We start from the raw sequence: 14,809 nt of genomic DNA on the forward strand, positions 1-14,809 counted from the left end.
CTACTGCACTTTTCCTCTCAGCGCTTTCACTTCTTCACGTACGTCCACGGGGGTTGCCACGTCCGCTGCGATGGGCGAACCGGCCACCAGCACGACGCGAGACCACAGGCGGCGAAACAGGGTCTTGCTCGGGTCGCGGCTGAAGAAGCTGCCCCACAGGCCTTGCAGTGCCAGTGGAATGACCGGTACCGGGGTTTCCTGGATGATGCGGCTCATGCCGTTCTTGAAGCCGTTGATTTCGCCGTCGGTGGTCAGTTTGCCTTCCGGGAAGATGCACACCAGTTCGCCTTCCGCGAGGTACTGGGCGATGCGCTTGAACGATGTTTCGTAGATGTCCATGTCTTCGTTACGCCCGGCAATGGGGATGGTCCCGGCGGTGCGAAAGATGAAGTTAAGCACAGGCAGCTGGTAGATCTTGTAGTACATGACAAAGCGGATCGGACGCCGCACCGCACCGGCAATCAGCAATGCATCGACAAAGGACACATGGTTGCAGACCAGCAGCGCCGCGCCTTCGTCCGGAATCCGGTCCAGATTGCGGTGTTCGACGCGGTACATGGAATGGCCAAGCAGCCAGATCATGAAGCGCATGGTGAACTCGGGGACGATCTTGAAGATGTAGATATTGACCGCGATGTTCATCACCGACACGGCCAGAAACAGCTGCGGAATCGACAGCTTGGCAACGCTCAGCAGCAGGATCGAGACAATCGCCGAGACCACCATGAACAGCGCGTTGAGAATATTGTTGGCGGCAATGACGCGCGAGCGCTCTTTCAGCGGCGTGCGCGACTGGATCAAGGCGTACAGCGGCACGATATAAAAGCCACCGAATACGCCGATACCCAGAATATCGAACAGCACCAGCCAGCCCTGCCCGGAGGACAGCACCGCCAGCCAGTCGTTGGCCTGCACGTTCTGCGGGAAACCGCCCGAATGCCACCACAGCAGCAGGCCAAAAATTGTCAGGCCCATCGAGCCGAACGGCACCAGCCCGATCTCGACCTTATGCCCGGACAAGCGCTCACAGAGCAACGAGCCCAGCGCGATGCCGATGGAGAATACGGCCAGAATCAGCGTAACGACCGTTTCGTCGCCGTACATCCATTCCTTGGCATAGGCCGGGATCTGCGTCAGGTAGATAGCGCCCACAAACCAGAACCACGAGTTGCCGACAATCGAGCGCGAAACCGCGGGCGTTTGCCCCAGCCCCATGCGCAAGGTCGCCCACGACTGGGTGAAGATGTTCCAGTTGAGCTTCATCTCCGGCGAGGCAGCCTCGGCGCGCGGGATACCGAAGCTGGCCAGAAACCCCAGGCAGGCGACCAGCACGATGGCAGCCGCCACCACCCAGGCGTATTGCGAAGAAGACATCATCACACCCGCGCTGATGGTGCCGGCCAGGATCGCCAGAAAGGTGCCCATCTCGACCAGCGCGTTGCCGCCGACCAGTTCGCTCTCGCGCAGGTGCTGGGGCAGGATCGAATATTTGACCGGCCCGAACAGCGCCGAATGCGTGCCCATGGCGAACAGCGCGGCCAGCATCAACTCCAGATGATTGAACAGAAAGCCTGCGGCGCCGACCACCATGATGACGATCTCGCCGAACTTGATGATGCGGATCAACTTGTCCTTGGGGTATTTCTCGCCGAACTGCCCGGCCAGCGCCGAGAACAGAAAGAACGGCAGGATGAACAGCAATGCGCATAGATTGACGTAGATCGAGCGATCCCCATCGATGCTGAGCTTGTAAAGAATGGCAAGGATCAATGACTGCTTGAAGACATTGTCATTGAATGCCCCGAGAGACTGCGTGATGAAAAACGGCAGGAAACGGCGTTTCCCGAGCAGGCTGAATTGTGACTGTTGGCTCATCGTCCGTGGTCCTGAGAGGCTGGGGAGAACTGACGCAGCGGCCAATCCGAGGCACATTGAAGACGTAACGCCGCCGAATGTCGATAGGACATTTTCTTTTACAAAACCTGTGTCGCTTTTTTTATCACTTCGGGCTTTGTCGGGGCGGCTGCGACACCGCGCCACGCTCGACCTTGGTCGACAAAGACGAAGCGCGGCCATCGTGCGAGACTGCGCGTTATCGATACGGTGTGGAATTTGATATGTCGCTGTCCAGCGGGCTGATTGCGGCCGTTGCCCTTACCTATATGGCCATCATGTTCGCCATCGCCTTCTACGGCGACCGCTACAGCGCATCCCTGCGCCCGACCATGCGTGCCTGGGTCTACAGCCTGTCGCTGGCGGTGTACTGCACCAGCTGGACGTTTTTCGGCGCAGTGGGTCAGGCCGCCGAGCAATTATGGTCGTTTCTGCCGATTTATCTGGGGCCCATCGTGCTGATGGTGCTGGCACCCTGGGTGCTGCAGAAGATGGTGCTGATCAGCAAACAGGAAAACATCACTTCCATCGCCGACTTCATCGCGGCGCGCTATGGCAAATCTCAGCCCCTGGCGGTGATGGTGGCGCTGATCTGCCTGATCGGCATGCTGCCGTACATCGCGCTGCAGCTCAAAGGCATCGTGCTGGGGGTGAATATCCTGATCGGTGCCGTGGCCGATTCCACCGGCACCCGCGCTCAGGACACTGCGCTGGTGGTGTCGCTGATTCTCGCGCTGTTCACCATCGTCTTCGGCGCACGCAATCTGGATGTCACCGAACACCATCGCGGCATGGTGCTGGCCATTGCCTTCGAGGCGCTGGTCAAGCTGTTTGCGTTCATGGCAGTCGGCGTGTTCGTCACGTTCGGCCTGTATGACGGATTCGACGACCTGCTCAATCAGGCCAAACTCGCGCCACGCCTTGAGGAATACTGGAAAGACACGATCAACTGGCCGTCGATGTTCGTGCAGACCGGCGTGGCGATGATGGCGATTGTCTGCCTGCCCCGCCAGTTCCACGTGACGGTGGTCGAGAACATCGAGCCTCAGGACCTGAATCTCGCCAAATGGGTGTTCCCGGCCTATCTGGCGCTGGCCGCGCTGTTCGTGGTGCCGATTGCACTGGCCGGACAAATGCTCCTGCCCGGCTCCATGCTGCCCGACTCGTTCGTGATCAGCCTGCCGCTGGCGCACGCTCACCCGTCACTCGCGTTGCTGGCCTTCATCGGCGGAGCATCGGCGGCAACCGGCATGGTGATCGTCGCCTGCGTGGCGCTGTCGACGATGATTTCCAACGACATGCTGCTGCCGTGGCTGTTAAGACGCAAAAACACCGAGCGGCCGTTCGAAGCGTTTCGTCACTGGATGCTTTCTGTCAGACGCATCAGCATCGTAATGATTCTCCTGCTGGCCTATGTCAGCTACCGGATGCTCGGGTCGACGGCGAGTCTGGCGACCATCGGCCAGATCGCGTTTGCCGCGATCACCCAGCTGGCTCCCGCCATGTTCGGTGCGCTGTACTGGAAGCAGGCCAATCGGCGTGGCGTCTTCGCAGGGCTGGCGGCCGGTATCTTCATCTGGTTCTACACCCTCGTGCTGCCAGTGGCGGCGCATGGCATGGGCTGGTCGCTGAGCACTTTCCCGCTGCTTTCCTGGCTGCACAGCAACCCGTTCGACCTGCCTATCTCGCCGATGACCCAGGGGGTCGTGTTGTCGATGGCCGGCAACTGCACGCTGTTCGCCTGGGTGTCGATGTTGTCGCGCACGCGAGTGGCCGAGCATTGGCAGGCGGGGCGTTTCATCGGTCAGGAAACCCAGGGGCGCGACTTCAGCCGCCCGCTGCTTGCGGTGCAGATCGAGGACCTGCTCAGCCTGTCGGCACGCTTCGTCGGTGAAGACCGCGCGCGGCAGAGTTTCATCCGTTTCGCCCAAAGGCAGGGCAAGGGTTTCAACCCCAGCCTGAATGCCGACGGTGAGTGGATCGCGCATACCGAGCGACTGCTGGCCGGCGTGCTCGGCACCTCCTCGACCCGCGCGGTGGTCAAGGCCGCTATCGAAGGTCGCGACATGCAGCTGGAAGACGTCGTACGCATCGCCGACGAAGCCTCCGAAGTCCTGCAGTTCAACCGCGCGCTGCTGCAGGGCGCCATCGAAAACATTACCCAGGGCATCAGCGTGGTTGACCAGTCCCTGCGGCTGGTGGCCTGGAATCGTCGCTACCTTGAGCTGTTCAATTACCCCGAAGGCCTGATCGGCGTTGGCCGGCCGATTGCCGACATCATCCGCTACAACGCCGAACGCGGGCTCTGCGGACCGGGCGAGGCAGAAGTTCACGTTGCGCGCCGTCTGCACTGGATGCGCCAGGGCCGCGCTCATACCTCGGAGCGGTTGTTTCCCAATGGCCAGGTGATCGAACTGATTGGCAACCCGATGCCGGGCGGCGGGTTCGTCATGAGTTTCACCGACATCACCGAGTTCCGCGCTGCCGAACACGCCCTCAAAGGCGTCAATGAAAGCCTTGAGCAGCGGGTAGCCGCACGTACCCACGAATTGTCCCAGCTCAACCAGGCGCTGACCGAAGCCAAGGGTACCGCTGAAGCTGCCAACGAATCGAAAACCCGCTTCCTGGCCGCGGTGAGTCATGACCTGATGCAGCCGTTGAACGCTGCACGGCTGTTCTCCGCTGCGCTGTCACATCAGCAGGAAGGGATTTCCAGCGACGCTCAGCAACTGGTTCGGCACCTGGACAGCTCGCTGCGCTCTGCCGAAGACCTGATCAGCGACCTGCTGGATATTTCCCGCATCGAAAACGGCAAGATCACCCCGGACCGCCAGCCGTTTCCGCTCAGCGCGCTGTTTGACACCCTCGGTGCCGAATTCAAGGCGCTGGCTCAGGAGCAGGGCCTGAGTTTTCGTGTGAGGGGCAGTTCACTGCGCGTCGACAGCGATATCAAGCTGTTGCGCCGGGTGCTGCAGAACTTTTTGACCAACGCGTTCCGCTATGCCAAAGGCCCCATTCTGCTGGGTGTCAGGCGCTACGGTGAGAGCCTGAGTCTGGAAGTCTGGGACCGGGGGCCGGGCATTCCCGAGGACAAGCGCAAGGTGATCTTCGAAGAATTCAAACGCCTCGACAGCCACAAGACTCACGCGGCCAAGGGGCTGGGTCTGGGGTTGGCGATTGCCGATGGTTTGTGCCGCATTCTCGAGCATCCTTTGCAGGTGCGCTCATGGACCGGCAAAGGCAGCGTGTTCAGCGTCCGGGTACCGCTGGCCGCGCCCCAGGCGGCACTCCCCGCTACGCTGCCCGATGTCAGCCGCCCCGCGCTGAACGGCACACAGGTGCTGTGTGTCGACAACGAAGACAGCATCCTGATCGGTATGCACAGTCTGCTGTCACGCTGGGGCTGTCAGGTCTGGACCGCGCGCAATCGCCAGGAATGCGAAGCGCTGTTGAACAATGGCGTTCGACCGCAGATTGCCTTGGTGGATTACCACCTGGATGAAGGCGAAACCGGTACTGAACTCATGGTCTGGCTACGCACCCGACTGGGTCAACCGGTGCCGGGCGTGCTTATCAGTGCCGATGGGCGGGCAGAGTTGATCGCTCAGGTGCATGCGGCGGGACTCGATTATCTGCCCAAGCCGGTCAAGCCTGCAGTGCTGCGCGCGCTGTTGAGCCGGCATGTGAGTCTGGACGGGTAACGGAATGCCGGTTGTTCGCAGAGGCCACGAACAACCGGATCAGAGCGGAATAACAGGAAAGACTGTCGTTTAACCAAACAACCAGTAGCCCAGCAGCGTCAGTACCGCCACTGCCAGAACCGGGCGCAGTACGCGGTAAGCCTTGGGGTTGGCGCGCTTGAACTGCTTGACCTTGCCACTGAAGCCATCGCTGAAACGCTTGCTGAATGCATACGCCTGGTTGATTCCGCCGACGCGCTCGTCGTCAAGGTTCTGCGGAGCGGTGGCGCGGCCCAGAAACGCGCTGACGCTGCGGTTGATACGGGTCATGAAGCGGTTGGTCAGCGGACGCTCGATGTCACAGAACAGAATCACACGAGTCTGGTCGGTCTCGTTCTTGACCCAGTGAACGTAGGTCTCATCGAACATGACGTCCTGACCGTCACGCCAGGCGTACTCCTTGCCATCGACGAAGATCCGGCAGTCATCGGAGTTGGGCGTGGACAGGCCCAGGTGATAACGCAGCGAGCCGGCAAACGGATCGCGGTGCGGATTGAGGTGACTGCCACCCGGCAACAGCGCGAACATCGCGCCCTTGACGTTGGGAATACTGTTGACCAGTTCGACTGTTTTCGGGCACAGCGCCTCGGCAGACGGCAAGGTCTTGTCGTACCACTTCAGGTAAAAGCGCTTCCAGCCCTTCTTGAAGAACGAGCCGAAACCGGCGTCGTTGTTTTTCTCCGCCGCACGAATATAGCCTTCGTCGAACAGGTGCATGGCTTCGTCGCGAATGGTTTCCCAGTTGTCCTTGAGGACGTCCAGTTCAGGGAATTTGCTGCGGTCCAGATACGGCTCGGACGGCACGCGGGAAAACAGGTACATCAGTGCGTTGTACGGTGCGAACAATGCCGAATGGTTGACGAACTGCCGCAACAGAGGCAATCGGGCCCGACCGCGCAAATGAACGTACAGCGTGCTGCCCAGAAACAGCATCAGGATCGATGCCTTGGCAACAAATGAAAGGGTCATGAAGCTCTCCTTGAAGCGGGCAGATAACGCCAAACGTCACGCGGGCAGTGCTGATGCATGATTCTGAATAATGGCTGGAGCGCCGGGCGGACAGCGCTGATCGTCCGGCGAGTCGTAAGCTGGCCATCATAAACCCTTGCGTTGCCCGCATGAAGTGCGCACTTGCGAAGATGTGTTACTGGGAAAGCTCTTGATCGGTAAACAGATCGCTGAACAGCATGCTCGACAGGTAACGTTCGCCGGAGTCCGGCAGCACCACCACGATCGTCTTGCCCTGCATCTCCGGCTTTTCAGCCAGACGGACGGCCGCCGCCATTGCCGCGCCGCAGGAAATACCGCACAGAATGCCCTCCTCCTGCATCAGACGCCGCGCCATGGCCTTGGACTCTTCATCGGTGACACGCTCTACCCGGTCGACAATCGACAGGTCGAGGTTTTTCGGGATGAAGCCGGCGCCGATGCCCTGAATCTTGTGTGGGCTGGGGGTGATCTTTTCACCGGCCATCGCCTGGGTGATGATCGGCGAACCGTCCGGCTCGACCGCGACCGACAGGATCGGTTTGCCTTCGGTGTGCTTGATATACCGGGAGATACCGGTGATAGTCCCGCCAGTCCCTACGCCTGCCACCAGGACATCGATGGCACCGTCGGTGTCTGCCCAGATTTCCGGGCCAGTGGTTTTTTCATGGATGGCCGGGTTGGCCGGGTTTTCGAATTGCGCCGGCATGAAATATTTCCCGGGGTTGCCTGCCAGCAGTTCTTCGGCCTTGGCAATCGCGCCTTTCATGCCCTTGGCCGCTTCGGTCAGCACCAGCTCTGCGCCCAGTGCTTTGAGGACCTTGCGACGTTCTATGCTCATGGAAGCGGGCATGGTGAGCATCAGCTTGTAGCCACGGGCAGCGGCAACGAAGGCCAGACCGATGCCGGTGTTGCCAGAGGTCGGCTCGACGATGGTCATGCCCGGTTTGAGCCTGCCGCTGCTTTCGGCGTCCCAGATCATGTTGGCGCCGATACGGCACTTGACGGAATAGCCCGGATTACGCCCTTCGATCTTGGCCAGAATGGTGACACCGCGCGGCGCGATACGGTTGATCTGCACCAACGGCGTATTACCGATGGAATGGGCGTTATCAGCGTAGATACGGCTCATGAGGGTGTCCTTGTGCACATCGGTTAAAGATCCAAAGCCTATGCCGCCAACTCTGGGGCGTCCAGTCTGACCGAACGGATGACGACGCGAGCAGTCAATCCTTCATTGAAACAGGAGACTCATGTCATGAAACGTCGCTACAGCTGGCCGCTATGGACCCTGGCCGCTCTGGTAGTCCTGCTGATCGCTGTCAATATCGCCCTGCCATACCTGGTGCGTGACTATCTGAACGACAAACTGGCCGACATGGGTGACTACCGAGGCGAGATCACCGATGTGGACCTGGCACTGTGGCGAGGGGCGTACCGGATCAAGGGGCTGAAGATCGTCAAGACCGACGGCAAGGTCCCGGTGCCCTTCTTCGATGCACCGATGATCGAACTGGCAGTCAGCTGGCATTCACTCTGGTATGACCATGCGGTGGTCGCGAAAGCCCTGTTCACCGATCCGCAAATCAACTTCGTGGACGGCGGCAGCAAGCAGGACTCGCAGACCGGTCAAGGCACCGACTGGCGTACCCAGATGAACAAGTTGCTGCCTATCACCCTCAACGAATTGCGCATCGACGACGGGCGTATCACGTTCAATAACTTCAACTCCACGCCCAAGGTAAAAATCGAGGCGGATCAGGTCAATGCCAGCATCTATAACCTGACTAACGTGGTCGACGTGGAAGGCAATCGCGATGCCGAGTTCAAGGGCAAGGCGCGCCTGCTGGGCCACGCCGATCTGGAGAGCACAGCCAGATTCGACCCGTTCAGCAACTTTGAAGACTTCGACTTCAAACTGCGCGCCACCGGCATCCAGCTCAAGAAACTCAACGACTTCTCGTCGGCCTACGGCAAGTTCGATTTCAACGCCGGCGATGGCGACGTGGTGATTGAAGCGCAGGCCGACAAAGGCCAGCTCAAGGGCTACATAAAGCCGCTGTTGCGCAATGTGGACGTATTCAACTGGCAGCAGGATGTCGAAAACAAGGACAAGGGCGTTTTCCGTTCGATCTGGGAAGCGCTGGTCGGCACCAGCGAAACCGTATTGAAAAACCAGCGGGAAAACCAGTTCGCCACACGCGTCGACCTCAGCGGCAGTGTCCATCAGCAGGACATCAGCGGCTTCCAGGCGTTTCTGCAGATCCTGCGCAATGCTTTTGTGCAGGCATTCAATGCGCGCTATGAGAGCAGCAAGGGTTCCTAGCGTGTTTTTTGTCTGTGCCGTATACACCCCGCCCTTCGGCGGCCTGTGCCTGTTGCTGCAATGCATCCCAGCCCAGGCAAGCCAGCGCCAGAGTGCGTGGTGTAGGCTCGCGGGAGTTGCTGTAGCGGGTGATGCTGCGCGGGCTGACACCCAATGCTTTTGCGGCCTGAGCCAGGGGCAAACCCGTGCGGGCCCGCCACCCGATGAAAATACGCGTGTTTTCATCGGTGGCCGCTTGAGCCTGAGCGTCAAGGTACAAGGTATCGGCACCGATCTGGATATCCGGCTCTGGCCATTCAACCGTCCAGCCATCATCGCCCACCTGGGCCTGGGCAAAGGCATCGGCAGCGATCAAAGGCCGTAACCCAGGAAAAGTCTGCACATCCGCGCTCATGTCGAGCACGAATTGCTGATCGTCGATGAACGTCAAGGCCAGTCGATATCCGGACTGGGCATGAACCTCCTTGAGCCGTGGGCGTTTCATGGATGCCATCGTTTCCATTCCTCCATCAGTTCGTTACGGCGAATGCGTATCCATTCAAGAGCTTCCCTCAACACAACAGCCGGTGCAGTTCCGCGCATGGGCTCTACAAGCTCAAGGCAAATCAGCACGTCCAGCCCCCAGTCAGGTGAACATGCGGCGGCAGGTGGTCTTTTTCTCTCAGCTGAATCCTGTATTTATCCCTGAATCTGTATTTGGTCGACATGGCACGCATGGTATCGCCAAATTAGCCATACCAGAAGCAGCGTTACAATTTACACCCGGTCACAGCGTGACGCGCCATTCAAGAACTGAATGAGGCGTCTTCGTTCACAGCCATCGGGCCGCCACGTTATAGTCAGGGCATTGCTTGCCCCTCTTACGGCGTGCGTGCCGACCGGATATGCGCGCCCATGCGAAAAAGGATGGATCAATGAAGTTCGAAGGTACGCCGGCCTACGTTGCCACTGACGATCTCAAGCTGGCGGTCAACGCGGCCATCACGCTGGAGCGTCCATTGCTGGTCAAGGGCGAGCCCGGCACCGGCAAGACCATGCTCGCCGAGCAACTGGCCGAGTCCTTCGGCGCGAAACTGATTACCTGGCATATCAAGTCCACGACCAAGGCCCATCAGGGCCTGTACGAGTACGATGCGGTGAGTCGTCTGCGCGACTCGCAACTGGGCGTCGACAAGGTCCACGACGTACGCAATTACCTGAAAAAGGGCAAGCTCTGGGAAGCCTTCGAGTCCGAGGAGCGTGTGATTCTGCTGATCGACGAAATCGACAAGGCCGATATCGAGTTCCCCAACGACCTGTTGCAGGAACTCGACAAGATGGAGTTCTACGTTTACGAGATCGATGAAACCATCAAGGCCAAAAAGCGACCGATCATCATCATTACCTCCAACAACGAGAAAGAGCTGCCGGACGCCTTTCTGCGTCGCTGCTTCTTTCACTACATCGCCTTTCCGGATCGGGCCACGCTGCAACGCATCGTCGATGTGCATTACCCGGACATCAAGAAAGACCTGGTGAGCGAAGCGCTGGACGTATTCTTTGACGTGCGCAAGGTGCCGGGGCTGAAGAAGAAGCCCTCCACTTCCGAGCTGGTCGACTGGCTGAAGCTGCTGATGGCCGACAACATCGGTGAAGCCGTGCTGCGCGAACGCGATCCGACCAAGGCCATTCCGCCACTGGCCGGCGCGCTGGTCAAGAACGAGCAGGACGTACATCTGCTGGAACGTCTGGCGTTCATGAGCCGTCGCGGCAATCGCTGATCGTGTCTATCCAACCTGCCATGTAAAAGGGCGACAGCCATGCTGCTCAACCTGTTCAACGAAATGCGCGCGGCCAAAGTGCCGGTGTCTCTGCGTGAACTGCTGGACCTGATCAATGCGCTGAAACAGCGGGTCGTGTTCGCCGACATCGATGAGTTCTACTTCTTGGCGCGCACGATTCTGGTCAAGGACGAGCGCCATTTCGACAAGTTCGACCGCGCCTTCGGTGCGTATTTCAACGGCCTGGAAAACCTCGACGAGCATTTGCAGGCGCTGATCCCGGAAGACTGGCTGCGCAAAGAGTTCGAGCGCTCGCTGACGGACGAGGAACGCGCGCAGATCCAGTCGCTGGGCGGCCTCGACAAACTGATCGAGGAGTTCAAGAAACGTCTGGAAGAACAGAAGGAACGCCATGCCGGTGGCAACAAATGGATCGGCACCGGTGGCACCAGCCCGTTCGGTTCGGGTGGCGACAATCCGGAAGGCATCCGCGTCGGCGAGGCCGGCGAGCGCAAAGGCAAGGCCGTCAAAGTCTGGGACCAGCGCGAGTACAAGAATCTGGATGATCAGGTTGAGCTGGGGACGCGCAATATCAAGGTGGCCCTGCGTCGCCTGCGCAAGTTCGCTCGTCAGGGCGCTGCGGATGAACTGGACATCGACAGCACTATCGATCACACCGCACGCGATGCCGGCCTGCTGAACATTCAGATGCGTCCGGAGCGGCGCAACACCATCAAGTTATTACTGCTGTTCGACATCGGCGGCTCGATGGATTCGCACGTCAAGGTCTGTGAAGAACTGTTCTCCGCATGCAAGACCGAATTCAAGCATATGGAGTATTTCTACTTCCATAACTTCATCTATGAATCGGTGTGGAAGAACAACCTGCGCAGAAGCTCGGAGCGGACCGCTACCCAGGACCTGCTGCACAAGTATGGCGAGGACTACAAAGTGATTTTCATCGGCGACGCCTCGATGGCGCCCTATGAAATCACCCAGCCCGGCGGCAGCGTCGAACACTGGAATGAAGAGGCGGGCTATGTATGGATGCAGCGCCTCATGGCCAAATTCAAGAAGATCATCTGGATCAATCCCTACCCGAAAGATGCCTGGGACTACACCACCTCGACGCATATCGTGCGTGATTTGATTGAAGGTCAGATGTATCCGCTGACCCTCAGCGGTCTGGAAGAAGGCATGCGCTACCTGGCGAAATGAAATAAGGCTGCTGCCAATGCTGTATAAGCCGGTCATCGACCGACCGATACCACCCGACCAGCAGCATGATCATTTTGAACACCCAAACTACGCTGACAGTTCCACACAACCAATCAGACGCAAAAGTGCTGATTGAGTAGGTCGTTTTGCAGTTACTCCATCGTTTTGCCTGAGCAGCCGTCGCGACGTCGCGGGTTACTTATGAACGAAACGCTCGGGATCATGCAGCCTTACTTTTTCCCCTACATCGGTTACTTCCAGCTCATTGCGGCGGTCCAGCGCGGGCTGGTCTTTGACATCGTCAAATACAAACGCAAAAGCTGGATGAACCGCAATCGGGTACTGGGCAGCAAAGGCGACTGGCAATACATCAATGTTCCGGTCTGTGTCAGCGAGGGCGCACTGATCAAGGACGCGACCATCATCGACCTTGCCTGTGCCCACCGACGAATCAAGAATCAGCTTGAACACTATCGAAGCCAGGCGCCGTACTTCCGGGAAACCTTGCAGGTGGTCGAGCAGACATTCGGCACACCTGCCACCCACCTGTGTGAACTCAACACGCGCGCGCTGAAAGTGGTCTGCGAGTATTTAGGCATGAGTTTTAACTGGGAAAGCTGTGCGGCGATGAACCTGGATCTGCCGCCCATTGAACATGCAGGCCAATGGGCGCTGGAAATAAGCACCGTGCTGGGGGCGCGCCAGTACATCAACGCCACAGGTGGACGCGAAATTTTCATACCCGGCGAATGGCAGGAACGAGGCATAGAACTGAGGTTTCTCGAGCCCGCTTCATTCAGTTATTCCACGGGACCTCTGAATTTCGTCGAAAACCTTTCAATCATCGACGTGCTGATGTGGAACGCACCTGAAACGGTACTCGCCTATCTACATAATGAAACACGGGCAGTCATATGAGCTGCGCGCCGATGTTTCGCTATGCCCCGCCCCACAGTCAATTCCAGTCACGTTCCAGCTGCGGCTTGCGCCGTCCGCCGTTGAAAACCCAGCCAAGCAACAGCACGAAGCTCTCGATGACCAGCGCCAGCAGCAACGCACTGATGATGCCCCAGGCGATGACTTCGGGGGCCAGCAGAACTTGCCACGTATAACCATTGAAGGTTTCGCGACGGATATCCGGATCGGAAGAGGTTGCCACGAAGATGGCTTTGGAATACCACGGCCCCTGGAGCCCGAGCCACTGACGCTCAAGGATATGCGTGCGGTTCATCAGGGTATCGATGGTGTCCGCATCGCTGCGAAAAACCGGGTCCTCACTGCTGCGATAGTGCTGGATCAGCGCCTGGATATCGCCCTTGAAGAACTGCTGCGCAGTGGCGGTATAGCCCTTTACGGCTTGCTGCGCCTCGATCAGATGCGCTTCGACACGCTTGCTGTAGTCACTGATGAAACCGGGAATCTGGACCCCGAACAGCAGGCCCATGGTGAACAGGACCAATCGCAGATAACTTCGCAGCATCAATATCCCTCTTCTTTTTTATCCAGTAAGCCGATGTGCTGGTGTATTACGGCCTGGCAGTCTCGGTGACGGTGTCGACCGAGCCTTGCACCACGCACTCGCCCTTGCGCCACAGGCTCCACTGGCCCGGCTCATAGCGGTTCCAGTTTTCGTTCTCGGTCAAGGGCTCGGTCGCAATGACCGTGACCACGTCGTGCGGTGTGGTTTCAGCCTGAAAATCGACAATCACGTCGACATCTTTCAACCTCGCCGGACCGAACGGAGCACGGCGGGTGATCTGAACCAGTTTGGTACTGCAAAAGCAAAACAGCCAGTCACCGTCGCTCAACAGGCAGTTGAACACGCCTTTGCTGCGATATTCGGCACACGCCTGGATCAGCGTAGGCAGCAATTTCTCGACGTCGACGGGCTCGGGAAAGGCTTCGCGGACGCGATTGAGCAGGTCGCAGAATGCCGCTTCGCTGTCTGTATCGCCCACTGGCCGATAAAAAGTAACGCCCGGGGTGAAATCCGCCAGCTGACCGTTATGGGCGAAGCACCAGTTACGGCCCCAGAGCTCACGGACGAAAGGATGGGTATTGGACAGGCAGACCTTGCCGACGTTGGCCTGCCGAATATGGCCAATCACGACTTCGCTCTTGATGGGATAACGCTGCACCAGCTGTGCGACTTCCGATTCGCTGCTGGCTGCCGGGTCCTGAAACAGACGCAGGCCACGGCCCTCGTAGAAGGCAATGCCCCAGCCATCGCGATGCGGGCCGGTGCGGCCGCCACGCTGCATCAACCCGGTAAAGCTGAAGACTATGTCGGTCGGGACATTGGCGCTCATGCCCAGTAGTTCACACATGCTCAGGTTCTCGCTTCAAGACGTTTTGCAGCGGGTCATGCGCCGCAGTGAACGGCGCTTGCCAACGAAGCGGGATCTACAACCGCGGCTCGACCCGCGTGCCTCTGGCCGGAGGAATGGGCGCAGCGGATCTGCGGGCGTACGAGTCATCCTCGGCAAACGGCTCGTCAGCGGGGTCTGTTTCGACGGGTTGAGCAACCGGCTGCGGTTGACGTGCCTTGCGGCTGCGTTCGATCGGCCAGCGGATCAGCACGAACAGCAGGTACGCGGCGAAGGCGAACATGCCATACATGGCCAGGTCCGACACGGCGGTCCAGATATTGCTGCCGACCTTGAACATCAGGTCGAGCGCAGTGATCGCCACGGCTGGCGCCATCGCGTCCTTGGCAGGGTCGACCATGGTCGGCGTAAACAGCAGCACCGCGACCGCCACCAGCAACGGCTCCTTGAGGTACCGCCACATCCAGCGGGTCATCAGAAACCATACCAGCAGGCAACCCAACGCGGCGAAGGCGTAGACGCTCCAGGCGATCAGATAGTCGTTTTCGGTCATGACGT

Annotated in this window: 12 protein-coding genes and 1 pseudogene; 5 read left to right on the forward strand and 8 right to left on the reverse strand. The window is 59.0% G+C overall.

Annotated features, from left to right (window positions below; all coding sequences use genetic code 11):
* Complete coding sequence (locus KBY08_RS01470) at positions 1–1,875, reverse strand: MFS transporter (RefSeq protein ID WP_003407259.1); 1,875 nt, start codon at positions 1,873–1,875, stop codon at positions 1–3.
* Positions 1,876–2,117: 242 nt separating this feature from the next.
* On the opposite strand from KBY08_RS01470, the gene KBY08_RS01475 reads away from it, so the two are divergent.
* On the forward strand, positions 2,118–5,594 hold the full coding sequence (locus KBY08_RS01475) for a PAS domain-containing hybrid sensor histidine kinase/response regulator (protein ID WP_060406073.1): 3,477 nt from the start codon (positions 2,118–2,120) through the stop codon (positions 5,592–5,594).
* Positions 5,595–5,663: 69 nt separating this feature from the next.
* On the opposite strand, the gene KBY08_RS01480 is transcribed toward KBY08_RS01475, so the two are convergent.
* Positions 5,664–6,602, reverse strand: a complete 939-nt coding sequence (locus KBY08_RS01480) for an aspartyl/asparaginyl beta-hydroxylase domain-containing protein (RefSeq protein WP_024659528.1) — start codon at positions 6,600–6,602, stop codon at positions 5,664–5,666.
* 175 nt (positions 6,603–6,777) lie between these two features.
* The gene (gene cysK, locus KBY08_RS01485; protein ID WP_003407253.1) at positions 6,778–7,752 is read right to left on the reverse strand and encodes a cysteine synthase A; all 975 of its coding nucleotides are present in this window, start codon (positions 7,750–7,752) and stop codon (positions 6,778–6,780) included.
* Positions 7,753–7,878: 126 nt separating this feature from the next.
* Here cysK and KBY08_RS01490 point away from each other — a divergent pair, with 126 nt between their 5' ends.
* Positions 7,879–8,946, forward strand: coding sequence for a DUF748 domain-containing protein (locus KBY08_RS01490; protein WP_111522022.1), 1,068 nt, complete (start codon positions 7,879–7,881; stop codon positions 8,944–8,946).
* On the opposite strand, the gene KBY08_RS01495 is transcribed toward KBY08_RS01490, so the two are convergent.
* Both KBY08_RS01495 and KBY08_RS01500 read right to left on the reverse strand, forming a co-directional pair.
* A complete protein-coding gene (locus tag KBY08_RS01495) occupies positions 8,912–9,430 on the reverse strand; it encodes a DUF2442 domain-containing protein (protein ID WP_177410912.1) in 519 nt (172 codons plus the stop codon). The genes KBY08_RS01490 and KBY08_RS01495 overlap by 35 nt on opposite strands.
* Positions 9,427–9,653 (reverse strand): annotated as a pseudogene (locus tag KBY08_RS01500) (DUF4160 domain-containing protein). The gene KBY08_RS01495 and the pseudogene KBY08_RS01500 overlap by 4 nt, the downstream one beginning before the upstream one ends.
* 207 nt (positions 9,654–9,860) lie before the next feature.
* On the opposite strand from KBY08_RS01500, the gene KBY08_RS01505 reads away from it, so the two are divergent.
* The 3 genes from KBY08_RS01505 to KBY08_RS01515 all read left to right on the forward strand — a co-directional run bounded on the left by KBY08_RS01505 (position 9,861) and on the right by KBY08_RS01515 (position 12,842).
* Positions 9,861–10,706, forward strand: coding sequence for an AAA family ATPase (locus KBY08_RS01505; protein WP_003407249.1), 846 nt, complete (start codon positions 9,861–9,863; stop codon positions 10,704–10,706).
* Between the two features lie 39 nt (positions 10,707–10,745).
* Positions 10,746–11,924: a vWA domain-containing protein gene (locus tag KBY08_RS01510; protein ID WP_111522023.1), complete on the forward strand. Its 1,179-nt coding sequence runs from the start codon at positions 10,746–10,748 to the stop codon at positions 11,922–11,924.
* Positions 11,925–12,125: 201 nt separating this feature from the next.
* Positions 12,126–12,842: a WbqC family protein gene (locus KBY08_RS01515; protein WP_032656456.1), complete on the forward strand. Its 717-nt coding sequence runs from the start codon at positions 12,126–12,128 to the stop codon at positions 12,840–12,842.
* Positions 12,843–12,879: 37 nt separating this feature from the next.
* Here the strand turns inward: KBY08_RS01515 and KBY08_RS01520 are convergent, their stop codons facing one another.
* From KBY08_RS01520 to KBY08_RS01530, 3 genes are all read right to left on the reverse strand, one after another.
* Positions 12,880–13,404, reverse strand: coding sequence for a DUF2937 family protein (locus KBY08_RS01520; protein ID WP_024651796.1), 525 nt, complete (start codon positions 13,402–13,404; stop codon positions 12,880–12,882).
* A gap of 46 nt (positions 13,405–13,450) precedes the next feature.
* Complete coding sequence (locus KBY08_RS01525) at positions 13,451–14,251, reverse strand: class II glutamine amidotransferase (RefSeq protein WP_024641148.1); 801 nt, start codon at positions 14,249–14,251, stop codon at positions 13,451–13,453.
* 76 nt (positions 14,252–14,327) lie between these two features.
* Positions 14,328–14,804, reverse strand: a complete 477-nt coding sequence (locus KBY08_RS01530; RefSeq protein ID WP_024641149.1) for a hypothetical protein — start codon at positions 14,802–14,804, stop codon at positions 14,328–14,330.
* Positions 14,805–14,809: the final 5 nt, after the last annotated feature.

Origin of the sequence: Pseudomonas sp. P135, assembly GCF_020312125.1 — a bacterium.
In the GTDB taxonomy this organism is placed as follows: Bacteria; Pseudomonadota; Gammaproteobacteria; order Pseudomonadales; family Pseudomonadaceae; genus Aquipseudomonas; species Aquipseudomonas fragariae.